This is a genomic window from Microbacterium phyllosphaerae, from assembly GCF_017876435.1.
In the GTDB taxonomy this organism is placed as follows: Bacteria; Actinomycetota; Actinomycetes; order Actinomycetales; family Microbacteriaceae; genus Microbacterium; species Microbacterium phyllosphaerae.
Genome location: NZ_JAGIOA010000001.1, coordinates 2,446,766 through 2,468,978 on the forward strand (window position 1 = coordinate 2,446,766; position 22,213 = coordinate 2,468,978).

Consider the following 22,213-nt stretch of genomic DNA (forward strand, 5'->3'; position numbering starts at 1 on the left):
CCTTACTTCTCGCGGCCGAGGTAGTCGCCCGTGCGCGTGTCGACCTTGACCTTGGTGTTGGTCTCGACGAACAGCGGGACCTGGATCTCGTAGCCGGTCTCGAGCGTGGCGGGCTTCGTGCCCGCCGACGAACGGTCACCCTGCAGGCCGGGCTCGGTGTACGTGATCTCGAGGATCACGGAAGCCGGCAGGTCGATGTAGAGCGGGTTGCCGTTGTTGAGCGCGATCGTGACCTGCTGGTTCTCGAGCAGGAAGTTCTTCGCGTCGCCGACGGTCGCCGCGCTCACGGTGATCTGGTCGTAGTCGGTCTGGTCCATGAACACGTAGCCGTCACCGTCGGTGTACAGGTAGGTGTAGTCGCGACGGTCGACGTTCTCGATCTCGATCTTCGCTCCGGCGTTGAACGTCTTGTCGACGACCTTGCCGCTCATCACGTTCTTGAGCTTGGTGCGGACGAACGCGCCGCCCTTGCCGGGCTTGACGTGCTGGAACTCGACGACGCTCCAGAGCTGGCGCTCGATGCTGAGGACGACGCCGTTCTTGATGTCTGCGGTAGATGCCATGCGCTGGACTTTCCGTTTCTAGAGTCTGGGGGCCGCTCGCGTCCCGGTGGACTGGGTGGGCCGACAGTCGATTCTACGGGATGAGCGCTGCGAGCTGCCGCACAGCGTTCGCATACCCCGCCACGCCCTCGCCGATCACCCTGACCGCAGCGACATCGTGGAGGTAGGAGTGGTGCCGGAACTCCTCGCGCGCGTAGACGTTCGAGATGTGCACCTCGGCGAAGGGCAGCGAGACGCCGGTGAGCGCGTCGCGCAGGGCGACGGACGTGTGCGTCAGCCCGCCGGGATTGATCACGATGCCTGCACAGTCCTCCCGCGCGGCGTGGATCGCATCGATCAGGACGCCCTCGTGGTTGCTCTGGATCGCGCGGATCTCGAAGCCCTCGGCGGCGGCGGCCTCTGCGGTGAGCCGCTCGACATCGGCGAGGGTGGCCGTGCCGTAGACCTCGGGCTCGCGGCTGCCGAGCAGGTTGAGGTTCGGACCGTTGACGAGCAGGATGCGGCGGGGGAAGGTCACGCCCGGCACTCTAGCAGCGCTAGCGCGCGACGACGTCGAGAGCAACGAGAGCCCCCGCAGCATCCGCTCCGCAGAACCGACCGAAGGAACCGAAGTACGAGTCCGGATCCTCTCCGCCCGGCAGCGCGTCGAGTGGAACGGGTGACCCCTCGATCACGAGGTCGTCGCCGTCACCGGCAGTCGAGCCGTCTGAGAGGATCACCCGAGCGGCATCGTCCGCGTCGAGGCGCGTTCTCTCCGGCCAGATGATCCACACGGAGTCTCCGCCCGATCGGCTCAACGCGAAGCAGCCGTTGTCGCGCACCACGAGCACTCCCTCTTCGGAAGGAACACGGCCAGGTCCGACGCCGAGGGCCTTCTCGGCCTCGACGCTCGTCAACGTGGGCAACCCGAATCCGCCCTCGTCGGGGCTTCCGGCGCACGCCGACAGCATCAGAGCGGCTGCGACCGCCGCCGCTGACCCTGCCGCCATGGTCACTCGCCTGAGCATGACGGCACAGTATCAGTCGCCGATCTCCTGGTACGCGGCGAACAGCAGCGATTCGTCGGGTGCCTGCAGCACCGTGGGCTTCGCGATGTCGTCGAGCAGGATGAAGCGCAGCATCCCGCCTCGGCTCTTCTTGTCACGCTGCATCGTCGCCAGCAGCTGCGGCCAGGCACCCGCGCGGTACCCGGTCGGAAGGCCCAGCGATTCGAGGATCGTGCGGTGGCGCTCCGCGGCGTCGTCCGAGAGGCGTCCGGCGAGCCGTGACAGCTCCGCCGCGTACAGCATCCCGATCGAGATCGCCGCGCCGTGGCGCCACCGGTAGCGCTCCGCATGCTCGATCGCATGGCCGAGCGTGTGACCGTAGTTGAGGATCTCGCGCTGCCCCGCCTCCCGGAAGTCGTCGGAGACGACCTTCGCCTTCATGTCGATCGCGAGTTCGACCGCACGACGGAACTCGGGGGTCGTCGTGTCGACGGCGCGCGCCGGATCGGCCTCGATGATGTCGAGGATCTCGGGTGCCCAGATGAAACCGGCCTTCGCGACCTCGGCGAACCCTGCGGTCGCCTCGTTCGGGCTGAGGCTCGCGAGCTCGTCGAGATCGCCGATCACGGCGCGCGGAGCCCAGAAGGCGCCCACGAGGTTCTTCCCCTCGGCGGTGTTGATCCCCGTCTTCCCGCCGACCGAGGCGTCGACGAGTCCGAGCACCGTCGTCGGCACCTGGACGACCTGCACTCCGCGCAGCCAGGTCGCCGCCACGAAGCCCGCGAGATCCGTGACCGCGCCGCCGCCGTAGCCGACGACGGCATCCGTGCGGGTGAAGTCGGCCTGGCCCATGACCTGCCAGCAGAACGCCGCGACCTCGATGCGCTTGCCCTGCTCCGCATCCGGCACCTCGGCCAGCAGCACCTCGCGCGGTCCGTTCTCGACGTCGGCCAGAAGCCGATCGCGCAGCTCGGCGGCGCGGGCCGCGAGCGTCGGAGGGTGCACGACGAGGATCTTGCGCACCCCGGGATCCAGAGCCGCGGAGACCTGATCGAGGATCCCTCGTCCGATGGTGATGTCGTACGGGGTCTCCCCCGTCACGCTGATGGTGGTGGTGCTCATGCCAGTTCTCTCCTCCAGGCCACGATGTCGTCGGCGATGCGCTGCATGGGGCGCCGAGACGTGTCGAACGTCACGGATGCCACCTCGTCGTACCAGCCTCGACGTTCTTCGAAGATCTGCGTCCATCGCCCGACCGGGTCGTCTCCCGCGAGCAGCGGTCGACCACCGGCGTTGATGCGATGCACGACCACCTCCGGCGACACGGTCAGGAAGACCACGGGATGCTCGAGCAGCAGCGCCCGTGTTCCCGGATCGGTCACGGCTCCGCCTCCGAGGGAGACCACTCCACCCGTGCTCAGAGCGGCGGCCACCTCGGCGCGCTCGAGCGAGCGGAAATGCGCCTCCCCGTGGTCGGCGAAGATCGCAGGGATGGGCCCGTGTGCAGCGACGACGCGCTTGTCGGTGTCGACGAAGGGCACGCCGAGCTTCTTCGCGACACGGCGTCCGACGCTGGTCTTGCCGGCCGCCATCGGACCGACGAGAACCAGCGTCAGCTGCTCAGCCTCGCTCGTCATGCGCGATGAGCGCCGCCTCGGACGCAGGTGTCGTGCGCAGTTCGGCGGGGATCCCGTCGAGGTAGCCTTCGAGGTTGCGGCGCGTCTCGCGGATGCTGTCTCCGCCGAACTTCTCGAGCACGGCGTTGGCGAGCTCGACCGCGACCATCGCCTCGGCGACGACGCCCGCGGCGGGTACCGCGCACACGTCCGAGCGCTGGTGGTGCGCGGTGGCGTCCTCGCCCGAGGCGATGTCGATCGTGCGGAGAGCATGCGGCACGGTCGCGATGGGCTTCATCCCCGCGCGCACGCGCAGCACCGTACCGGTCGACATCCCGCCCTCGGTGCCGCCCGCGCGGTCCGAGCCTCGGGAGATGCCGTCCGCCGTGGCGAACAGCTCATCGTGCGCTGCGGAACCACGTCGACGGGTCGTCTCGAAGCCGTCGCCGACCTCGACGCCCTTGATCGCCTGGATGCTCATGAGCGCCTGCGCGAGACGCGCGTCGAGTCGACGGTCCCAGTGCACGTGGGATCCCAGCCCAGGCGGGAGGCCGTAGGCGAGGACCTCGACGATGCCGCCGAGGGTGTCGCCGTCCTTCTTGGCATCGTCGACCTCTGCCACCATGAGGGCGGACGTGGCCGGATCGAAGCAGCGCAGTGGATCGGCGTCGAGCGCCTCGACGTCATCGGGAGTCGGCAGCGCAGAACCGGCCGGCACCTGCACGGGCCCGATCGACAGCGTGTGGCTGACGAGGCGGATGCCCAGCTCGCCCAGGAACGACCGGGCGATCGCGCCGAGTGCGACACGGGCCGCGGTCTCGCGCGCGCTCGCGCGCTCGAGGATCGGCCGAGCCTCATCGAAGTCATACTTCTGCATCCCGACGAGATCGGCATGACCCGGGCGCGGACGGGTCAGCGGAGCGCTGCGGCCGCGCGACTTGTCGGTGAGCTCGACGGGTTCGGGGTTCATGACCTCGATCCACTTCGGCCACTCGGTGTTGCCGATGCGCAGGGCGATCGGGCTGCCGAGGGTCTTGCCATGGCGGACGCCGCCTGAGATGGTCAGCTCGTCCTGTTCGAACTTCATCCGCGAGCCGCGACCGTAGCCCAGCTTGCGGCGTGCCAGATCGGCCTGGATCGCCTCGGAAGACACGGGCACGCCCGAGGGCAGACCCTCCATGACGGCAATGAGTTCTGGGCCGTGCGATTCGCCGGCCGTGAGCACGCGGAGCATTGCTCTAGTCTCCCACGCGTTTCGACCAGACTCGTGCCGCGTGTCGTCCGTGGTTACAGAACCGCTCGCATCGCGCGGATCACATCGGCCTCCGAGGGCAGCGCGACGGTCTGATCGCCGTGGAGGAAGACCCGGATCTGACGGACGGCCTGATGCAGCAGCATCCCCTGTCCCGAGATCGTCGGGCGGCCGTCGGACCAGCGCGACGCGAGCGCGGACGGCCAGGGGGCGTATGCGACGTCGAACAGGGCTCCGCCGGCATCGCCCAGTCCTGCCGCGACCGACTCCTCCAGCGCTGTCCCGCTCGGAAGCGTCGCGATGGTGAGATCGACGCCGTCGAAAGCCCCGTCGAACGAGGCGGCGGTGACGGCGACGCCCAGCCGCTCCCCCAGCTCGACGAGGCCTTTCGCACGTTCCGGGCGACGCGCACGCACCTCGACCGTGTCGGCGCCGGACTCGGCCGCTGCCACGAGAGCGGATGAGGCCGTCGCGCCCGCGCCGACGATGCGCACCCGACCGAGACCGTCGAGACCGTGCTCCGCGAGGGCATCGACGATGCCGCCGACATCGGTGTTGAAGCCGTGGATGCGGTCGCTCAGGAGCAGCGTGTTGACCGCGCCCGTCAGGTCTGCGTATCGGTCGCGAACCTCTGCCGCCCGGTGGGCCTGCTCCTTCAGCGGCATCGTGAGCGACAGGCCGATCCACGACCGGTCCAGCCCCGCCAGCGCCTCCACGAAGCCGACCTCGTCGACCTGCCTGCGGGAATAGTCCCAGTCGAGACCGAGAACGCCGTATGCGGCCGCGTGCAGCCGGGGCGACTTCGAGTGTGCGATCGGGTCACCCCACACCGCGAGCTGCCGAGGCATCATCCGGCCGAGCATCCTCCGTCGGGGTTCTCCTGGCACCACTTCTCCCATTTCTCGACGCCCTGGAGATGCTCCTCGTACGTCACCGAGAACTGCGTCTCACCTGTCGCGAGGTTCACCGTCACGAAGTAGAGCCATGGTCCGTCCACCGGGTGCATCGCGGCGTCGATCGCGGCGTCGCTCGGGCTCGCGATCGGCGTGACCGGAAGCCCCGTGTGCACGTAGGTGTTCCAGGCGTTGTCGTCTTCGAGGGCTTCCGCGGAGCTCGAAACGACGCCTTCGTGCAGGGAGCCGTACCCGTACTGGGCCGTCGAATCCATCTGGAGCTTCATGTCGATGTCGAGGCGGTTCTGAATCACGCGCGACACCTTCGGGAAGTCGGCCGTGAGTCCCTCGCGCTGGATGATGGACGCGATCGTCAGCACGCGCTGAGCGTCTTCGGCGGGGACGCCCGCCGCATCCAACGACTCCTGCGTGCGATCCACCATGCGCTGGATGACCTGAGTGGCGGTCACACCGGGATCGAACGTGTACACGGCGGGGAACAGCCACCCTTCGAGGCTCTGCGCGTCAACGCCGTAGGTCGCGGGGTCGGCGTCGACCGCGGCCTGGAGGTCCTCGAGAGGCATCCCCAGAGACTCGGCCATGCCCGGAAGCGATGACTCGATCGTCGCGCCTTCACCGACGCTCGCCGAGTTCTCGAGCTTGTTCGCAGGATTCTGGATCGCCTCGAGTGCGGCCTCGGCCGTCATCTTCTCCTGGAGGCGGTAGATCCCGGGATAGAACGTGACCGAGATGCCCTCCTTCACCAGGTAGTCGTAGAAGACCTCATCGGTGCGCGTCACGCCCGCCTCGTGCAGTGCGGTCGACACGGGAGACCCGGTGTCGCCGTCCTGGATGGTCACGAGCACCTCGCCCTCGGCGAGACCGGGTTCCCAGTCGGCGGGCTCGCCCCAGCCGAGTGCGTCGCTGATCTTGTCGCCATACGTGTTGAACGCCCACACGCCACCCGCCACCAGTCCACCGATCACCGCGAGCACGATGATCAGGGCGACGAGGCAGCCGGTGCGTCGCTTCTTCTTCGGCGCGCGCCCGTCGGAATCCTCATCGGGGTGCGCGTGGAAGAGATCCTCCAGGCGACCGCCGCCTCCGGACGAGGCCGTGGTCGATGATGCGGCGGCGACCTCCGCATCGACGGGCTCGGGCGCGGTCTGCGCGCTTCCCTCGTCAGGAGCGCGGTCCGGATCGGAGGCGGTCAGCGGCGGCTCCTCACCGGCAGACCGCGTGTCGGAGTCCTGCACACGCGCACCGGCTGAAGCATCAGTTGCCGACGTCGTCGGGAGCGCCCTGGTGGCGAGATCCTGCTCGTCAGGTGAGTCTGCGGCAGGAGGAGTGGACGCACGGGCGCCCGTCGACCTCGCAGCCTCGCGGGCCGCTCTGCGCGATCCGGGCGGAGGCGGAGTGTTGTCGACCGTCGGAAGCTGCTGCGACGGTTCGGGGAGGTTCTCGAACAGATCGCCCAGACGGGCGTCCGGATCATGCTGAGGTGACGCGTTCTCACGTTCGGGCATTATCGGGGGGACTCCTCGTCGAGCGGAACAGTGGCACCAGGCGGGTTTCCGGTGCTCTTCTCCGTGTCGATCGCCTGCTGCAGCAGGACCACTGCGGCGATCTGATCCACAATGCTACGAGAGTTCTTCTGGGATCTGCCCGAAGAACGCAAGGCGGCGTGTGCGGTGACCGTACTCAGACGCTCGTCGACGAGCCGTACGGGCGTGCCGGTACGCACCTGCAGCGCGGCCGCGAATTCGCGCGCATCCGTCGTGGAGGGCGTATCCGCGCCCTGCATGTTGACGGGCAGACCGACGACGAACTCGAGCACATCGAAGTCGAGTGCGATCGTCGCGATGCGATCGATCGACGACTCGTTTCGCTGTACCGTCTCGACGGGGACGGCGAGCATGCCGTCGGGGTCGCAGCGAGCGACCCCGACGCGAGCGCGTCCGACATCGACACCGAGCCGCACACCACGGCGGAAGCCGCTCACGCTGACTGCAGCTCCTGCGAGACGGCCTCGAGCGCCGAGGTGAGTGCCGAAGCATCCGTCCCGCCGCCCTGTGCGACGTCATCACGACCGCCGCCTCCGCCGCCGAGAACCGACGCGGCGCGCTTCGCGAGCGCACCGGCCTTCGCGCCCGCGGCGCGTGCGGCGTCGTTCGTGGCGACGACGACGACGGGGCGACCGTTGACGACGGCACCGAGGGCGACCACCGCGGCGTCGGATCCGAGGCGTTCACGGACGCCCAGCACCAGTTCGCGCACGTCGTCGGCCGACGCGACCTCGCCGAGCGACTGGGCCGCGACGAGGAACGCTCCCACTCGACCCGCGGCGTCGGCGATGGCCGGGATCTGACCTGCCCGCTCCTTGGACTCGAACTGGGCGATGCGCTTCTCCGCCGCCTTCAGGCTGGCGGAGAGGTCGGCGATGCGCTCGGCGAGCTGGTCTCGCGGAGTCTTGAGCGAAGTCGTCAGCTGGGAGACGAGTGCGCGCTCTGCAGCGAGTTCGCGGAATGCGTCCTGGCCGACCAGCGCTTCGATGCGACGGTTCGATGCACCGACCGACGACTCGCCCACGACGCTGACGAGACCGATCTCCGCACTGGTGCTGACGTGGGTCCCCGCGCAGAGCTCACGCGACCAGGGACCGCCGATGTCGACCATGCGCACCACGTCACCGTACTTCTCGCCGAAGAGGGCCATCGCGCCGGCCTCTTTCGCCTCGTCGAGCGTCAGGATGCGGGTCGTGACTTCGAGTGCGTCGTTGACGGCACGGTTGGTGATCTCCTCGATCTCGGTGCGGGTCTGCGTCGAGAGCGCCTGAGACCACGAGAAGTCGAACCGCATGTAGCCGGCACGGTTCAGCGAACCGGCCTGGGTGGCCGTGGGGCCGAGCGTGTCGCGGAGCGCCGCGTGCACGAGGTGCGTCGCCGAGTGCGCCTGACGAGCGGCGCGGCGGTTCGCCGCGTCGACGACCGTGGTCGCCGCATCGTCGACCGCCACGGATCCGCGCGTCACCTCGACCGTGTGACTGATGAGGCCGGGAACCGGTCGCTGCACGTCGAGCACGTCGAGCTCGAAGCCCGCACCGACGATCACTCCCTTGTCGGCGACCTGGCCACCCGACTCGGCGTACAGCGTCGTCTCGGCGAGTACGACCTCGGCGATCTGCCCCTCGGCGGCACTCGTCACGACCTGGCCGTCGACCAGGATGCCGAGGATGCGCGAGTCGACCTCGAGCTCGCTGTAGCCGTCGAAGCCGGTCTCGCCCATCGCGCGCAGATCGCGGTAGACGGAGACGTCCGCGAGCTGGCGCTTGCGATTGCGCGCATCGTCCTTCGCACGGGTGCGCTGCTCCTGCATCAGGGAGTCGAATGCGGCGCGATCGACGTTGAGGCCCGCTTCCTCGGCGACCTCGAGCGTGAGGTCGATCGGGAATCCGTAGGTGTCGTGAAGCAGGAACGCTTCGCGACCGCTCAGCGATCCGTGGCCCTTCTTCTTCGTCTCGTCGAGGGCGAGGTCGAGGATCGTCGAGCCCGACGCGAGGGTGCGCCGGAACGTCTCCTCCTCGGCGAAGGCGGCGGCCGACAGCGTCGACCACTCCTTTTCGAGCACGGGATACGCCGACTTCATGGCGTCACGCGAAGTGGCGAAGAGCTCGGGGAAGACCGGCTCGTCGACGCCGAGCAGACGCATCGAACGCACAGTGCGACGCATGAGGCGTCGGAGGATGTAGCCGCGCCCCTCGTTCGACGGGCGCACGCCGTCGGACAGCAGCATCAACGAGGACCGGACGTGGTCCGCGATCACTCGGAACCGGACGTCATCCTCGTGCGCCGCGCCGTAGCGGCGGCCCGAGAGCTCGACGGCGCGATCGAGGACCGGACGCACCTGGTCGGTCTCGTACATGTTCTCGACGCCCTGCTTGAGGAACGCGACGCGCTCGAGACCCATCCCGGTGTCGATGTTCTTCTGGGGCAGTTCCCCCACGATGTCGAACTCCGTCTTGCCGCGGATGTTCTCGATGAAGTCCTGCATGAAGACGAGGTTCCAGATCTCCAGGAACCGCGAGTCGTCGGCCGCAGGGCCGCCGTCCTTGCCGTAGGCGGGGCCTCGGTCGAAGAAGATCTCGGAGTCCGGGCCGCCGGGGCCGGGCTGACCGGTGTTCCAGTAATTGTCGGCGCGGCCGAGTCGCTGGATGCGCTCGGGCTTGAGCCCGATGATGTCGCGCCAGATCGCCTCCGCTTCGTCATCCGTCTCATAGACGGTGACCCAGAGGTCCTTCTCGTCGAAGCCCAGACCACCGTCGGACTCGGAGCTCGTCAGCAGCTCCCACGCATAGCGGATGGCGCCCTCTTTGAAGTAGTCGCCGAACGACCAGTTGCCCATCATCTGGAAGAACGTGCCGTGACGCGCGGTCTTGCCGACCTCTTCGATGTCGTTGGTGCGGATGCACTTCTGCAGGTCGGCGATGCGCGGGTGCGGAGCCGGAACGACGCCCGTGAGGTACGGGATCATCGGCACCATGCCGGCGACCGTGAAGAGCAGGGACGGATCGTCGCTCACCAGCGAGGCCGACGGGACGATGACGTGGTCGTTCTTCTCGAAGAAATCGAGGTAGCGCTGCGCGATGTCCGCAGTTTTCATAGGGGTGCCAGGTGTCCTTGCGTACAGGGTGTGTGGAAGTGCGGACGCGGAGCGCGGGCGGCCGACCGGCCGCGGCGCTCAGTCGTCCGCGGGGTCTGTGAGTCGCGCCTGCTGCTCGCGGTAGGCGTCACCGATGATCCCGGTGAACTCGTTGAAGCGAGCGTCGACCTCGGCGAGGATGTCGTGACCGCGCGGGTCCTTGTTCATGAAATGCGCCGCGACGAAGCCGCCGATCACACCGATCAGGAACCACAGCACATTCTTCATGTCGCCATCCTTGCCTTTGGCCCGCGAGGGCGCGGTGCCTCCATCGTATGCGGAAACGACAGAAGGCGTCGGGTGACCCCGACGCCTTCTGCGGAAAAGCTGAACTCAGCGAGCTGCGTAGTACTCGACGACGAGCTGCACTTCACAGGTCACGGGGACCTCGACGCGCTTCGGGCGACGAACCAGGCGAGCCTGGAGCTTGTCGAGCTCGACCTCGAGGTAGCCGGGAACGGGAGGCAGGACCTCGGCGTGACCGCCGGCGGCTGCGACCTGGAAGGGCTCGGTGCCCTCGCTCTTGGCCTTGACGTGGATGAGCTGACCCGGCTTCACGCGGAAGGACGGGCGGTCGACGAGCTGGCCGTCGACGAGGATGTGGCGGTGCACGACGAGCTGGCGAGCCTGCGCGGTGGTGCGGGCGAAGCCCGAACGCACGACGAGAGCGTCGAGACGCATCTCGAGGAGCTCGACCAGGTTCTCACCGGTCAGGCCATCCTGACGACGAGCCTCGTTGAACGTGTTGCGCATCTGCTTCTCGCGGATGCCGTACTGCTCGCGCAGACGCTGCTTCTCACGCAGACGGACGGCGTAGTCGCTGTCTGCCTTGCGCTTGGTGCGGCCGTGCTCACCCGGAGCGTAGGGACGCTTCTCGAGGTAGCGGGCGGCCTTCGGGGTGAGCGGGATGCCGAGGGCACGGCTCAGACGAACCTTGCGGCGGTCCTGGGACTTCGTGGTCACGAAGCGTTCCTTCCGATGACGTGGTCGCGTCTTTCGCGACTCACGGACGTATCGTCCGCGTTCTGCCTTGGAGCGCACGCCGGGGCGCCAGCAAGGTGTGGTGTGAACGAGGAGATGCCCGAAAACTCGGTTTCGAGCCGATCCAGTCTAACAGATCCGGGATCAACGCCCGTCGAGGATGCGACGGATGCGTTCGAGACGTGCCGAGATGTCGCGTTCGGCCCCGAGGTTCTTGGGCTCGTAGTAGCGCCTGCCCTGCAGCTCGTCGGGCAGATACTGCTGCGGAAGGATGCCGAACTCGCTGTCGTGGGGGTAGACGTAGCCGCGCCCGTGACCGAGGCGCTTCGCCCCCGGGTAGTGGGCGTCGCGCAGATGCAGCGGGACCCGGCCGAACCCGCCGGAGCGGATGTCGGCGATCGCGGCGTCGATGCCCGAATATGCCGCGTTCGACTTCGCGGTCGTCGCGAGGTAGACCGTGGCCTCCGCCAGCGGGATGCGTCCTTCAGGCATGCCGATGAACGCGACGGCGTCAGCGGCCGCGACGGCGATCACGAGGCCCTGCGGGTCCGCGAGTCCCACGTCCTCCGACGCGGAGATGACGAGACGCCTGGCGATGAACCGCGGGTCTTCCCCGGCCTCGATCATCCGGGCGAGGTAGTGGAGCGCGGCATCCGGATCGGAGCCCCGGATGGACTTGATGAACGCGCTGATGACGTCATAGTGCTCATCGCCCTGGCGGTCGTACCTCAGCAGCGCCTTGTCGACCGCCTGCGCCACATCATCCGCCGTCGCGGCGGGAACCACACCGTCTTCGCCGTTCGACAGCGCCACCGCGGCCGCGGCCTCGAGCCCCGTGAGCGCCCGCCGTGCGTCGCCGGAGGCGAGCCTGATGAGCGCGGCCCGCGCGTCATCGGCGAGCGTGACCGCTCCGTTCAGGCCCCGAGCGTCCGTCACAGCTCGATCGACGAGGACTCCGATGTCGTCGTCGGTCAGGGGCTGCAGGGTGAGCAGCAGCGATCGGGACAGCAGCGGTGAGATCACCGAGAACGAGGGGTTCTCGGTGGTCGCGGCGATCAGCAGCACCCATCCGTTCTCGACCCCTGGCAGCAGCGCGTCCTGCTGCGCCTTGGTGAACCGGTGGATCTCGTCGAGGAACAGGATGGTCGTCTGCCCGTACAGGTCGCGCTGCGTGATCGCCTCCTGCATCACTTCGCGCACGTCCTTCACGCCCGCCGTGATCGCGGAGAGCTCGACGAATCGTCGTCCGGACGACCGCGCGATGGCCTGGGCGAGCGTGGTCTTCCCCGTGCCTGGAGGGCCCCAGAGGATGATCGACACCGCGCCGGGTGAGCTGGCCGCCGGATCGGCGAGTGCCACGATCGGAGACCCCGCGCGCAGCAGGTGCTTCTGGCCCGCCACCTCGTCGAGCGAGACCGGGCGCATGCGCACAGCGAGAGGCGTCTGCCCGGAGAGCAGTGCGGCTGCGGATGTCATCCGTCCAGGCTAACGCGGGGTGCGGACACTTCGGGCAGGAACGGTGCGCGGCACTCGCGACGATAAGCTCTCAGGCGACGTCGCACATTCACGTCCAGTAAGGGAGCACGCAATGGCCGGACGCGGGTCCAAGAGCGCACAGCAGCGCACCGAGGCGGAGCGTGCACGACTCCACGCCGCCCGTACGTCATGGCACGAGGGACAGGTTCGCCGTCGCACTCGCGACAACGCAGTCGCCGTCATCGTCGGCGCCTTGGTCGTCGCCGGTGCGGTCGCGAGTCAGGTGGCGTACGCGCAGGTGAACCCGCCGGCTCCCGCACCGACGCCCACCGTCGAGCAGACGGACGCACCCGCTCCGACGGAGTCCACGACCCCGCTGCCCACCGACCTCCCCACCGACGCGCCCGCGGAGTGACGACGCACTGACCCGGCGCGTCGCCCGGTCGGCGATCAGTCTTCGGTGACGGCGAGGCGGTATCCGCGCTTGACCACCGTGTGGATCAGCTCATTGCTGCCGAGCGCGTCGCGAAGCCTCGCGACAGCGACCTCCACGGCGTGCGGGTTGCGCTCGGCCCCCGGCAGCACTCCCCCGAGCTCGGCGCGTGAGAGCACCCGACCGCCCGCAGCGGCCAGCGCCTCGATGAGCGCCGCGGCAGAGCGTGAGAGCGGTATGAACTCGCCGCCGACGAGCACGCCACCGCTGCGGACCTCGACGCGACCGGCATCGGTCGGCAGAGACGGCGCCCTGCCTCCCCCGAAGTGCGCGATCACGGTCCGCGCGAGCGATCCGAGGCGACCACGGTCGGCGATCGTCGTCCGCAGCTCTGCGGCGTGCAGGGGCGCGGCGGTGATCGGCCCGACGGATGCCAGGAGCAGACGACCGCTCTCGGCACGACGACGGATCCGTTCGAGTGCCTCCGCCTGCTCGGCGAACGCGAGCCAGGATGCAGCGCCCGGCGCCGAGGTGAAGAGCACGGCATCCGCCTCGCCGCTCGCGGCCTGAAGGGCCGAGCGCCTCACGATCTCAGGGTTGGGCGGCGGTCCCCAGCGGTAGACCGTGATGCTCAGGACGTCCGCACCGGCGTCCGCCAGGAGTTCGTCGAGACCATCGGAGCCGGCGCCGTGGTGCTGCACGAGCACACGCTTGCCACCGACCCCGGAGGCGAGGAGGTACTCCCCGACCTCGGCGGACGTCTCGGACTCGGCGACCCAGTCGGCGGCGAAGCCTGCCTGCTGGATCGCTCCGTGGGCCTTCGGCCCTCTGGCGACGAAATGCGCGTTCTCGAGCGCCGCGAAGAGCTGCTCGTCGAGTCCGTGCTCGTGGGCCGCGTCCATCCACCCGCGGAATCCCACACCGGTGGTGACGATCACGATGTCCGGCGGAGTCGCGATGACGAGTTCGGTGCGGGCGATCAGCTCGGCGTCGTCGGCGTTGGTCACGATGCTCAGCGCCGGCGCGCGGTGCACCACCGCACCGCGGCGCTCGAGAGCGGCCGCGAGGTCCACGGAGCGACGATCCGCCGCGACGATGATCGTGCAGCCGGCGAGGGCGGAGTCGAGCGTGCGCACGGTGGTCACGTGACGCTCTCGGACAGCATCGTGGCGGTCGGCAGAAGAAGGCCCGCGCGTGCGACCTGCCCGATCACGATCACCGCGGGGTTCACGACCTGAGCGGCGACCGCATCGACGACGACCTCGGCGAGGGTGCTGCGGATCGTCCGTTGACGTTCGGTGTGACCGTTCTCGACGATCGCGACCGGGGTGTCTCCCGGAACTCCGTGTCGCGCCGCCCTGGCGGCGAGACGTGGGAGAGAGGCCACTCCCATCAGCACGACCGTCGTCACGGTCGGATCTGCCAGCGCTTCGAGGGCACTCGGCGTGAGGTCACCGTGTCCGTTGACGATGTGCACCGCGGCTGCGACGCCCCGATGCGTGACCGGGATGCCCGCTGCCTGAGGAACCGAGATCGCGCTGCTGATCCCGGGGGTGACGGTGACCGGGACTCCGGCCGCCTCGCACGCCAGGACCTCCTCTCCTCCCCGGCCGAGGACGAACGGATCTCCTCCCTTGAGGCGCACGACCCGCCGACCCGCGAGTGCGTGTGCGACCAGAAGCTCGTTGATCTCGTGCTGCGGCACCGGGTGATGCCCCGGACTCTTCCCCACGTCGATCACCTCGACGTGCGCGTCGAGCTCTCCGCGCAGCTCTTCGAAGGGGCCGAGACGATCGGCCACGACGACGTCTGCGGCCATCAGCAGACGGTACGCGCGCACCGTCATGAGGTCGGCCGGACCCGGTCCTCCGCCGATCAGGTCGACGCGACCGACCAGCGCGCGTCTCATGGCGCAGCGCCTTCCGGGGAGCCCACGTAGACGGTCCCGGCGATCACCGCCACCGGCCACACGCGGAGCCTCGCCTCACCCTTGCCCTGCGTGTCGAGGCATTCCCCCGTGCGCAGATCGAAGACCTGCTTGTGCAGAGGCGAGGCGACGGTCGGCACGTCACCTCGGGTCCCGACGATGCCCCGGGAGATCACGTGGGCGTCGCTGTACGGATCGAGGTTGTCCACCGCGTGCACGGTGCCGTCCGGGAGCAGGAACAGCGCGACCTGCTCGCCGTCGATGAGCGCGGCTCGCCCGCGTTCGACCTCGAGGTCGTCGAGCGTGCAGACGCGTGTGCCGGTGGCGGTGTCGACGACGATGCTCATCGCCGCACCTCCAACGCGGTGCCGGCGATCAGGACGCCGCCGGTCCGGCGCTCCTCGGACGTGGCCGGTCGGATCTGGCCCCGCTCCGAGACGTACGCGAGCGAAGGATCCGGTGTGTCCGCGGCGTTGACGAACGACCGGAAACGCTCGAGCTTGACGGGATCGCGGAGCGTGGCCGCCCATTCGTCCTCGTAACGATCGACGTGGTGGGCCATGGCCGCGTCGAGATCGTCGCAGATCCCCAGCGAATCGTCGAAGATCACGCTGCGCAGGCCGTCGAGCCCGCCCTCCAGTTCCGCGCACCACGGTGCCGTGCGCTGCAGTCGATCGGCTGTGCGGATGTAGTACATGAAGAAGCGGTCGATCGCCCGGATGAGCCCGTCATCGTCGAGGTCCGATGCGAGGAGTTCCGCGTGCCTGGGTGAGAATCCGCCGTTGCCCCCGACATACATGTTCCAGCCGGTCTCGGTCGCGATGACCCCGACATCCTTGCCGCGCGCCTCGGCGCACTCGCGCGCGCACCCGGAGACGCCGAGCTTCAGCTTGTGGGGCGCGCGCAGCCCGCGGTAACGCAGCTCGAGCTTCACCGCCATGCCGACGGCGTCGAGGACCCCGTATCGGCACCAGGTCGAGCCCACGCACGACTTCACCGTGCGCAGCGATTTGCCGTACGCCTGTCCTGATTCGAAACCGGCATCGACGAGGCGCTGCCAGATCGACGGCAGCTGCTCGAGGCGTGCGCCGAACATGTCGATCCGCTGGCCGCCGGTGATCTTCGTGTAGAGGGCGTAGTCCTTTGCGATCTGGCCGATCGCGATGAGCCCCTCCGGAGTGACCTCGCCGCCGGCCATCCTCGGGACGACCGAGTACGTGCCGTCCTTCTGCATGTTGGCCATCACGTGGTCGTTGGTGTCCTGCAACGTCGCGTTCTCGCCGTCGAGCACGTGCGCTCCCACGAGCACCGACAGGATGCTGGCGATCGCCGGCTTGCAGATATCGCAGCCCCTGCCCCGGCCGAAGCGCTCGACGATCGAGCTGAACGTCGTGAGCTGTGCGACCTGCACGGCGTCGAACAGCTGGCGGCGCGAGAGGTCGAAGTGCTCGCACAGCGCGTGCGACACCGTCTGACCGAGCTTCGTGAGCTCCTGCCCGACGACCTTCTTCACCATCAGGACGCAGGATCCGCAGGTGGCTCCCGCCTTCGTGCATCCCTTGACCGACGCCGCGTCCGCGCATCCCTCCTCGTGCACCGCCTGACGGATGCGACCCGCGGTCACGTTCGAGCACGAGCAGACCACGGCTGCGTCGGGGAGTTCGCCGCCGGGTGCCTCGTTCCCGCCCTCAGGCAGCAGATACGCAGCGGGGTCAGCGCCGAGTGCGGCACCCACGAGCGGGCGCAGTGCCCCATAGGCGGCGGCATCTCCGACCAGGATGCCGCCGAGCAGCGTCTGTGCGTCGTCGGAGAGCACCAGCTTCTTGTAGACGCCCGCGACAGGGTCCGCATAGACCACGTCGAGCGCGTTCGGGGTGACGGCCATCGCGTCGCCGAAGCTCGCCACGTCGACCCCCGACAGCTTGAGCTTCGACGAGTCGTCGTATCCGGGGAACACCGCGTCGCCGCCGAGCAGCCGGGTCGCCGCGACCTCCGCCATCGCGTATCCCGGGGCCACGAGCCCGACACAGCGTCCCTCGAAGCTGGCGACCTCCCCGATCGCGAGGATGTGCGGGTCGGAGGTCGCGCACCGGTCGTCGATGACCACGCCGCCGCGCGGTTCGACGTGCATGTCGGCGTTGCGGGCGAGCTCGTCCCGCGGGCGCACGCCGACGGTGAAGACCACGACGTCGGCGCGCTCGACCGACCCGTCCTGGAACTCCAGCGCGGTCACCGCGCCGGAGGCGTCAGGGTCGAGACGCGTCGTGCGCGATTCGGTGCGCACCGAGATGCCCCTGGCCTCGAGCAGTCGTCGCAACATGCCCGCACCGGCGGAGTCCAGCTGCGCGGACATCAGGCGATCGGAGTACTGCACGACGGTCGACTCGACATCCATTCCCTGCAGCGCGCCCGCTGCCTCCAGCCCGAGCAGGCCTCCGCCGATGACCGCGCCCTTGAGCGGACGCCCCAGCATCCGGCTGCGCGACTCGACGAAGTCCTTGAGCCGACGGACGTCGTCAAGAGTCCGATACACGAAGCACCCCGGCAGATCCGCGCCGTCGACCGCGACCTTCGCCGCGTACGAACCCGTGGCGAGGACGAGCGTGTCGTACGGGATCGTCTGACGGGAACGCGTCGTGACGGTGCGCGCGGAGCGATCGATGCGCAGCACGCGATCGTCGGTCATGACCCGCACACGGAAGTCGTCGAACACCGAGCGGTCGAGCTCGAGCGCCTCAGGGGTCGCGCCCGAGAAGAAGCCCGTCAAGCCCACTCTGTCGTACGGGTGACGCCCCTCGTCTCCGATCACGGTGACGTGGATCGGCTTCTCGGCCCTGCTGATGAGGCTCTCGACGAATCGGTGCGCCACCATGCCGGCTCCGACGACCACGATCTCCTCTGGGGTGAGGATGGCCTCGTTCATGCTTCTCCATTCGCCGGGGGACGTCGTGATGGCGACGATAGGAGCACGGTGTTTCCCGCAAGTGACGCCGGGTGTTTCGTGCGTCGAACGTTCTGCTCACAGAACGGTAACGATGGTTGTGAGACGCGGTGACCACACCCGAAGGTCGCTCTCGTACTAGGCTGAACCTCGTCCTTTCCGCCTCCCGCGGGCCCTACCGCGCAAGGAGAATCACCGTGTCTGCCACAGAGCCGTCGAAGCCGACTCCCCCCGTTCCCGCTCCCCCGACGGCACCCCTGCCGCGAAAGCTGCCCAAGCCGGCAACCGTCGCTCCTGCTGCCGCCGCCGCGCCTGCCAGCGCATCGTCCTCCGCCGATGCCGCCAAGTGGGGCCGCGTGTCAGACGACGGCACCGTCGAGGTCCTCGAGGGCGAGGAGTGGCGCGTCGTCGGGCAGTACCCTGACGGCACCCCGGCCGAGGCGCTCGCCTACTTCGTTCGCAAGTACGACGACATCGCCTTCAAGGTGCACGCGCTCGAACAGCGCCACCAGGCGGGCGGCGCGCCTGCCGGCGACCTCGTCAAGCAGGCCGGTCACCTCCTCGCCGAGTCGACGGATGCCGCGGCCGTCGGCGACCTCGCCGGCCTGCGCGAGCGTCTCAACACCCTGACGTCCTCCCTCTCGGAGGCGACCGCGCAGGAGGCCCAGCAGGCCAAGGAGCTCGTCGATCAGGCGATCGCAGAGCGCACCGCTCTGGTGGAGCGCGCCGAGGCGATCGCCGCCCGCGATCTGTCGAAGGTGCAGTGGAAGCAGGTCACGGCAGAGCTCGGCGAGCTGTTCGACGCGTGGCAGGCCCAGCAGCAGAGCGGCCCGCGCCTGTCGAAGAGCGTCTCGCAGCAGCTCTGGAAGCGATTCCGCGACGCACGCGGAACCGTCGACAAGGCCCGTCGCGCGTTCTACTCCGAGCTCGACGACACCCACAAGGCCGCTCGTGACGCGAAGACCCGTCTGGTGGAGCGCGCCGAGGCACTCGCGCCGCGCGGGATCGACGGCATCCCGTCGTACCGGAACCTGCTCGACGAGTGGAAGGCTGCGGGCCGCGCAGGTCGCAAGGCCGACGACGCGCTCTGGGCGCGGTTCAAGGCCGCCGGCGACGCTCTCTACTCGGCCCGCGCCGAGCAGGCTGCGGCCGAAGAGGCCGAGTCCGGCCCGAAGATCGAAGCACGTCAGGCCCTGCTCGAGGAGGCCAAGGCGGTCGCCGACGAGCCGAACATCAAGCGTGCACGGGCACTGCTCACCGGCATCCAGCGCCAGTGGGACGAGATCGGTCGAGTCTTCCCCCGCGAGAAGGAGCGAGCGCTCGACGACCGTCTGCGTGTCATCGAGCAGGCGCTCAAGGCCCGCGAAGAGGTCGACTGGAAGAAGAACAACCCCGAGACCAAGGCTCGCGCCAACGACATGAGCTCGCAGCTTCTCGAGGCGATCGAGAAGCTCGAGTCCGAGCTCGCCGCCGCCGAGAAGGCCGGCGACAAGAAGGCGGCGAAGGCCGCTGCAGATGCGCTCGAGGCCCGTCGTACCTGGCTCAACGCACTCGGAGGCTGACGCTCTCCACAGATCCTCGGGTCCGTCAGGAACGCGGGATGCAGCACGCCAGACTGGCGTGGTGCATCCCGCGTTCCTGTATCTGCCCGGACGAAGACTCGACATCACCGAGCTCAGTGCGGCTCGACTCGACGGCCACGTGTTCGAGATCGGCGAAGGCTACATTCCCGCGGATCTCGTCGAAGGCCCCGCCACGAGGGCCGCTGCTGTCGCGACTCTCATCCCGGCGGACACCGCGGCGTCAGGTCCGACAGCGGCATGGATCCACGGCGCCGGAGATGCTCCCCCCGCCCGGCACCACGTGAGGCGGGCGGTCGATCATCGAATCAGACCGGCGATAGCCCCGAGGGTCACGCTGCACGACACTGCTCTCGCCGCGAGCGAGTTCGTCGTCCTGGGCGGGGTACCCGTGATGACTCCAGGGCGCACGATGATCGACCTCGCGCTCGGACTCCATCGTGATGAGTCGCTGCGACGCTGGATGCTGCTGCTCGCCGAGGTCGATCCGCGGCTCGTCGGAGATGCTGTCGCCGCCCTCGAGACGATGACCAGGGTTCCCGGCAAGAGGGCGGGACGTGGAGCCCTCGAGAGACTCTCCCTCAGGACGAGGTGACGCGGTAGACGTCGTAGACCGCGTCGATGCGGCGTACCGCGTTCAGTACTCGATCGAGGTGCACGGCATCACCCATCTCGAACACGAAACGACTGATCGCGAGGCGCTCATCCGTCGTGCTGACCGTCGCCGAGAGGATGTTCACGTGATGCTCGCTGAGCACACGTGTCACGTCCGACAGCAGGCCCGACCGGTCGAGCGCCTCGACCTGGATCTGCACGCGGAACACGCTCTTCGTCGTCGGAGCCCAGGAGACCTCGACGAAGCGGTCCTGTTCGCTCGCGAGCGCCTTGACGTTCACGCAGTCGGTGCGGTGCACCGAGACGCCACTTCCGCGCGTGACGAAGCCCACGATCTCGTCGCCCGGGACCGGAGTACAGCACTTCGCGACCTTGACGAGGATGTCGGACGCACCGCGCACGAGAACCCCGGAATCACCGGCACGAGGCTCCCGTGACGGCATACTGCCCGGAAGATCGATGGGACCGGTGACCGGATCCGTCGCCGCGACCAGAGCGGTGACCTTCTCGAGAACCGACTGCGTCGACACGTGGCCCTCGCCGACCGCTGCATACAGCGCGGAGACGTCCTCGTAGCGGAGCTGGTGCGCGACCTCGGCGAACGAGTCCTGACTCATCAGTCGCTGCAGCGGCATGTTCTGGCGGCGCATCGCACGGGCGATCGCCTCCTTGCCCTGCTCGATCGCCTCTTCGCGGCGCTCCTTCGTGAACCACCCGCGGATCTTGTTCCGGGCTCGGGTGCTCTTGACGAAGCCGAGCCAGTCCTGGCTCGGTCCGGCATCGGGGTTCTTCGAGGTGAACACCTCGACGACGTCGCCGCTCTTGAGCTCGGACTCCAGAGGCACCAGACGGCCGTTGACCTTCGAGCCCATCGTGCGATGGCCGATCTCGGTGTGCACGGCATACGCGAAGTCGACGGGGGTCGCGCCCGCGGGGAGACCCACCACGCGCCCCTTGGGCGTGAAGACGTAGACCTCCTTGGCTCCGATCTCGAACCGGAGGGAGTCGAGGAACTCACCGGGGTCGGCCGTCTCGGCCTGCCAGTCGGAGATGTGCGCGAGCCAGGCCATGTCGCTGTCCGACGCGCGGACCTCGGCCTTGCCGCCGTTCATCCGCTCTTTGTACATCCAGTGCGCGGCGACACCGTATTCGGCCTGCTGGTGCATCTCGTGCGTGCGGATCTGGATCTCGACCGTGCGGCCGGACGGCCCGATCACCGTCGTGTGCAGCGACTGGTAGAGGTTGAACTTGGGCGTGGCGATGTAGTCCTTGAAGCGACCGGGAAGCGGGGTCCAGCGCGCATGGATCGCACCGAGGACGGCGTAGCAGTCGCGCACGGATGCGACGAGCACGCGGATGCCGATGAGGTCGTAGATGTCGTCGAACTCGCGGCCGCGCACCACCATCTTCTGGTAGACGGAGTAGAGCTGCTTCGGCCGCCCGACGACCTTGCCGCGGATGCGCAGATCGCGGAGGTCCTCATCGATCTCCTCGACCACCTGGGCGAGGTACTTCTCACGCTGAGGGGTGCGCTGAGCGATCAGGTTGTGGATCTCGTTGTAGATCTTGGGATGCAGGACGGCGAACGAGAGATCCTCGAGCTCCGACTTGATCGCCTGGATGCCGAGGCGGTTGGCCAGCGGCGCGTAGATCTCGAGGGTTTCCTTGGCCTTCTTGGCCGCCTTCTCGGGAGGCACGAACCCCCACGTGCGCGCGTTGTGCAGTCGGTCGGCCAGCTTGATGAGAAGGACGCGGATGTCCTTCGACATCGCGACGATCATCTTGCGGACGGTCTCGGCCTGGGCGCTCTCGCCGTACTTGACCTTGTCGAGCTTGGTGACGCCGTCGACGAGCATCGCGACCTCGTCGCCGAACTCGGCGGTGAGGTCGGTCAGTGCGTAGCCCGTGTCCTCCACCGTGTCGTGCAGGAGCGCCGCGGCGATCGCGCGGGGCCCCAGGCCCATCTCGGCGAGGATCTGCGCGACGGCGAGCGGGTGCGTGATGTACGGCTCGCCGCTCTGACGCTGCTGCCCGGTGTGCTTCTCCTTGGCGACCTTGTAGGCACGCTCGATGACCGCGAGATCACCCTTCGGATGATTCGCCCGCACAGTGCGGATCAGGTTGTCGAGGTCGTTGACCCTGGGCGCGCGGGAGAAGATGCGGGGAACCAGTCGTCTCAGGCTGGATCCCTGCGACGCCGTCTGCGGTTCCGCCATCCGCTCACCTCCGAATCACAACAGCTTACGCGTGCT

21 protein-coding genes are annotated in these 22,213 nt (G+C 68.5%); 3 read left to right on the forward strand and 18 right to left on the reverse strand.

Annotated elements, in window-relative coordinates:
* Positions 1 to 2: 2 nt before the first annotated feature.
* From efp to JOF42_RS11545, 13 genes are all read right to left on the reverse strand, one after another.
* Entirely contained in the window at positions 3 to 563 is a 561-nt protein-coding gene (gene efp, locus JOF42_RS11485) for an elongation factor P (RefSeq protein WP_210097974.1), read from the reverse strand.
* Positions 564 to 636: 73 nt separating this feature from the next.
* The gene (gene aroQ, locus JOF42_RS11490) at positions 637 to 1,080 is read right to left on the reverse strand and encodes a type II 3-dehydroquinate dehydratase (protein WP_210097975.1); all 444 of its coding nucleotides are present in this window, start codon (positions 1,078 to 1,080) and stop codon (positions 637 to 639) included.
* A 19-nt stretch (positions 1,081 to 1,099) separates the two neighbouring features.
* Positions 1,100 to 1,570 (reverse strand): hypothetical protein, encoded by a 471-nt coding sequence (locus JOF42_RS11495; protein ID WP_210097976.1) that lies wholly within the window; start codon positions 1,568 to 1,570, stop codon positions 1,100 to 1,102.
* A 12-nt stretch (positions 1,571 to 1,582) separates the two neighbouring features.
* Positions 1,583 to 2,671, reverse strand: a complete 1,089-nt coding sequence (gene aroB / locus JOF42_RS11500; protein ID WP_210097977.1) for a 3-dehydroquinate synthase — start codon at positions 2,669 to 2,671, stop codon at positions 1,583 to 1,585.
* A complete protein-coding gene (locus tag JOF42_RS11505; RefSeq protein WP_210097978.1) occupies positions 2,668 to 3,186 on the reverse strand; it encodes a shikimate kinase in 519 nt (172 codons plus the stop codon). The genes aroB and JOF42_RS11505 overlap by 4 nt, the downstream gene beginning before the upstream one ends.
* Positions 3,170 to 4,399, reverse strand: coding sequence for a chorismate synthase (gene aroC, locus JOF42_RS11510; RefSeq protein ID WP_210097979.1), 1,230 nt, complete (start codon positions 4,397 to 4,399; stop codon positions 3,170 to 3,172). The genes JOF42_RS11505 and aroC overlap by 17 nt, the downstream gene beginning before the upstream one ends.
* A gap of 53 nt (positions 4,400 to 4,452) precedes the next feature.
* A complete protein-coding gene (locus JOF42_RS11515; RefSeq protein WP_245340789.1) occupies positions 4,453 to 5,268 on the reverse strand; it encodes a shikimate dehydrogenase in 816 nt (271 codons plus the stop codon).
* Positions 5,265 to 6,836, reverse strand: a complete 1,572-nt coding sequence (mltG, locus tag JOF42_RS11520; RefSeq protein WP_210097980.1) for an endolytic transglycosylase MltG — start codon at positions 6,834 to 6,836, stop codon at positions 5,265 to 5,267. The genes JOF42_RS11515 and mltG overlap by 4 nt, the downstream gene beginning before the upstream one ends.
* Positions 6,836 to 7,312, reverse strand: coding sequence for a Holliday junction resolvase RuvX (gene ruvX, locus JOF42_RS11525; RefSeq protein WP_210097981.1), 477 nt, complete (start codon positions 7,310 to 7,312; stop codon positions 6,836 to 6,838). Before ruvX ends, mltG begins: the two co-directional genes overlap by 1 nt.
* Complete coding sequence (gene alaS, locus JOF42_RS11530) at positions 7,309 to 9,969, reverse strand: alanine--tRNA ligase (RefSeq protein ID WP_210097982.1); 2,661 nt, start codon at positions 9,967 to 9,969, stop codon at positions 7,309 to 7,311. The genes ruvX and alaS overlap by 4 nt, the downstream gene beginning before the upstream one ends.
* A 78-nt stretch (positions 9,970 to 10,047) precedes the next feature.
* Positions 10,048 to 10,236 (reverse strand): hypothetical protein, encoded by a 189-nt coding sequence (locus JOF42_RS11535; protein WP_060926815.1) that lies wholly within the window; start codon positions 10,234 to 10,236, stop codon positions 10,048 to 10,050.
* Between the two features lie 105 nt (positions 10,237 to 10,341).
* Positions 10,342 to 10,971: a 30S ribosomal protein S4 gene (gene rpsD / locus JOF42_RS11540; protein ID WP_210097983.1), complete on the reverse strand. Its 630-nt coding sequence runs from the start codon at positions 10,969 to 10,971 to the stop codon at positions 10,342 to 10,344.
* 162 nt (positions 10,972 to 11,133) lie between these two features.
* Positions 11,134 to 12,465 carry a replication-associated recombination protein A gene (locus tag JOF42_RS11545; protein ID WP_210097984.1) on the reverse strand — a complete coding sequence of 444 codons (1,332 nt, stop codon included), beginning with the start codon at positions 12,463 to 12,465 and terminating at the stop codon, positions 11,134 to 11,136.
* A 112-nt stretch (positions 12,466 to 12,577) separates the two neighbouring features.
* Here JOF42_RS11545 and JOF42_RS11550 point away from each other — a divergent pair, with 112 nt between their 5' ends.
* The gene (locus JOF42_RS11550) at positions 12,578 to 12,880 is read left to right on the forward strand and encodes a hypothetical protein (RefSeq protein WP_210097985.1); all 303 of its coding nucleotides are present in this window, start codon (positions 12,578 to 12,580) and stop codon (positions 12,878 to 12,880) included.
* A gap of 35 nt (positions 12,881 to 12,915) precedes the next feature.
* Here JOF42_RS11550 and JOF42_RS11555 read toward each other — a convergent pair whose 3' ends face one another.
* Genes JOF42_RS11555 through nirB form a run of 4 tightly spaced genes read right to left on the reverse strand, consistent with a single transcriptional unit; the run spans position 12,916 to position 17,748 of the window.
* A complete protein-coding gene (locus tag JOF42_RS11555; protein ID WP_210097986.1) occupies positions 12,916 to 14,043 on the reverse strand; it encodes a uroporphyrinogen-III synthase in 1,128 nt (375 codons plus the stop codon).
* Positions 14,040 to 14,807 carry a uroporphyrinogen-III C-methyltransferase gene (cobA, locus tag JOF42_RS11560; RefSeq protein WP_210097987.1) on the reverse strand — a complete coding sequence of 256 codons (768 nt, stop codon included), beginning with the start codon at positions 14,805 to 14,807 and terminating at the stop codon, positions 14,040 to 14,042. Before cobA ends, JOF42_RS11555 begins: the two co-directional genes overlap by 4 nt.
* Positions 14,804 to 15,172 carry a nitrite reductase small subunit NirD gene (gene nirD / locus JOF42_RS11565; RefSeq protein WP_210097988.1) on the reverse strand — a complete coding sequence of 123 codons (369 nt, stop codon included), beginning with the start codon at positions 15,170 to 15,172 and terminating at the stop codon, positions 14,804 to 14,806. The genes cobA and nirD overlap by 4 nt, the downstream gene beginning before the upstream one ends.
* Complete coding sequence (gene nirB, locus JOF42_RS11570) at positions 15,169 to 17,748, reverse strand: nitrite reductase large subunit NirB (RefSeq protein WP_210097989.1); 2,580 nt, start codon at positions 17,746 to 17,748, stop codon at positions 15,169 to 15,171. Before nirB ends, nirD begins: the two co-directional genes overlap by 4 nt.
* Before the next feature lie 215 nt (positions 17,749 to 17,963).
* Between nirB and JOF42_RS11575 the strand changes: the two genes are divergently transcribed.
* Entirely contained in the window at positions 17,964 to 19,328 is a 1,365-nt protein-coding gene (locus JOF42_RS11575) for a DUF349 domain-containing protein (RefSeq protein WP_210097990.1), read from the forward strand.
* A 61-nt stretch (positions 19,329 to 19,389) separates the two neighbouring features.
* Positions 19,390 to 19,941, forward strand: a complete 552-nt coding sequence (locus JOF42_RS11580) for a type IV toxin-antitoxin system AbiEi family antitoxin (RefSeq protein WP_210097991.1) — start codon at positions 19,390 to 19,392, stop codon at positions 19,939 to 19,941.
* On the opposite strand, the gene JOF42_RS11585 is transcribed toward JOF42_RS11580, so the two are convergent.
* Complete coding sequence (locus JOF42_RS11585) at positions 19,928 to 22,177, reverse strand: RelA/SpoT family protein (RefSeq protein ID WP_210097992.1); 2,250 nt, start codon at positions 22,175 to 22,177, stop codon at positions 19,928 to 19,930. The two genes, JOF42_RS11580 and JOF42_RS11585, sit on opposite strands and share 14 nt — an antisense overlap.
* Positions 22,178 to 22,213: the final 36 nt, after the last annotated feature.

What these genes read in the sequence shown, in the direction of transcription:
- nirD (WP_210097988.1), bottom strand. Translation starts at nt 15,172, where the DNA reads ATGAGCATCGTCGTCGACACCGCCACCGGCACACGCGTCTGCACGCTC.
- cobA (WP_210097987.1), bottom strand. Translation starts at nt 14,807, where the DNA reads ATGAGACGCGCGCTGGTCGGTCGCGTCGACCTGATCGGCGGAGGACCG.
- mltG (WP_210097980.1), bottom strand. Translation starts at nt 6,836, where the DNA reads ATGCCCGAACGTGAGAACGCGTCACCTCAGCATGATCCGGACGCCCGT.
- alaS (WP_210097982.1), bottom strand. Translation starts at nt 9,969, where the DNA reads ATGAAAACTGCGGACATCGCGCAGCGCTACCTCGATTTCTTCGAGAAG.
- JOF42_RS11495 (WP_210097976.1), bottom strand. Translation starts at nt 1,570, where the DNA reads ATGCTCAGGCGAGTGACCATGGCGGCAGGGTCAGCGGCGGCGGTCGCA.
- aroB (WP_210097977.1), bottom strand. Translation starts at nt 2,671, where the DNA reads ATGAGCACCACCACCATCAGCGTGACGGGGGAGACCCCGTACGACATC.
- JOF42_RS11505 (WP_210097978.1), bottom strand. Translation starts at nt 3,186, where the DNA reads ATGACGAGCGAGGCTGAGCAGCTGACGCTGGTTCTCGTCGGTCCGATG.
- nirB (WP_210097989.1), bottom strand. Translation starts at nt 17,748, where the DNA reads ATGAACGAGGCCATCCTCACCCCAGAGGAGATCGTGGTCGTCGGAGCC.
- efp (WP_210097974.1), bottom strand. Translation starts at nt 563, where the DNA reads ATGGCATCTACCGCAGACATCAAGAACGGCGTCGTCCTCAGCATCGAG.
- JOF42_RS11585 (WP_210097992.1), bottom strand. Translation starts at nt 22,177, where the DNA reads ATGGCGGAACCGCAGACGGCGTCGCAGGGATCCAGCCTGAGACGACTG.
- JOF42_RS11550 (WP_210097985.1), top strand. Translation starts at nt 12,578, where the DNA reads ATGGCCGGACGCGGGTCCAAGAGCGCACAGCAGCGCACCGAGGCGGAG.
- JOF42_RS11535 (WP_060926815.1), bottom strand. Translation starts at nt 10,236, where the DNA reads ATGAAGAATGTGCTGTGGTTCCTGATCGGTGTGATCGGCGGCTTCGTC.
- JOF42_RS11545 (WP_210097984.1), bottom strand. Translation starts at nt 12,465, where the DNA reads ATGACATCCGCAGCCGCACTGCTCTCCGGGCAGACGCCTCTCGCTGTG.
- JOF42_RS11515 (WP_245340789.1), bottom strand. Translation starts at nt 5,268, where the DNA reads ATGATGCCTCGGCAGCTCGCGGTGTGGGGTGACCCGATCGCACACTCG.
- aroC (WP_210097979.1), bottom strand. Translation starts at nt 4,399, where the DNA reads ATGCTCCGCGTGCTCACGGCCGGCGAATCGCACGGCCCAGAACTCATT.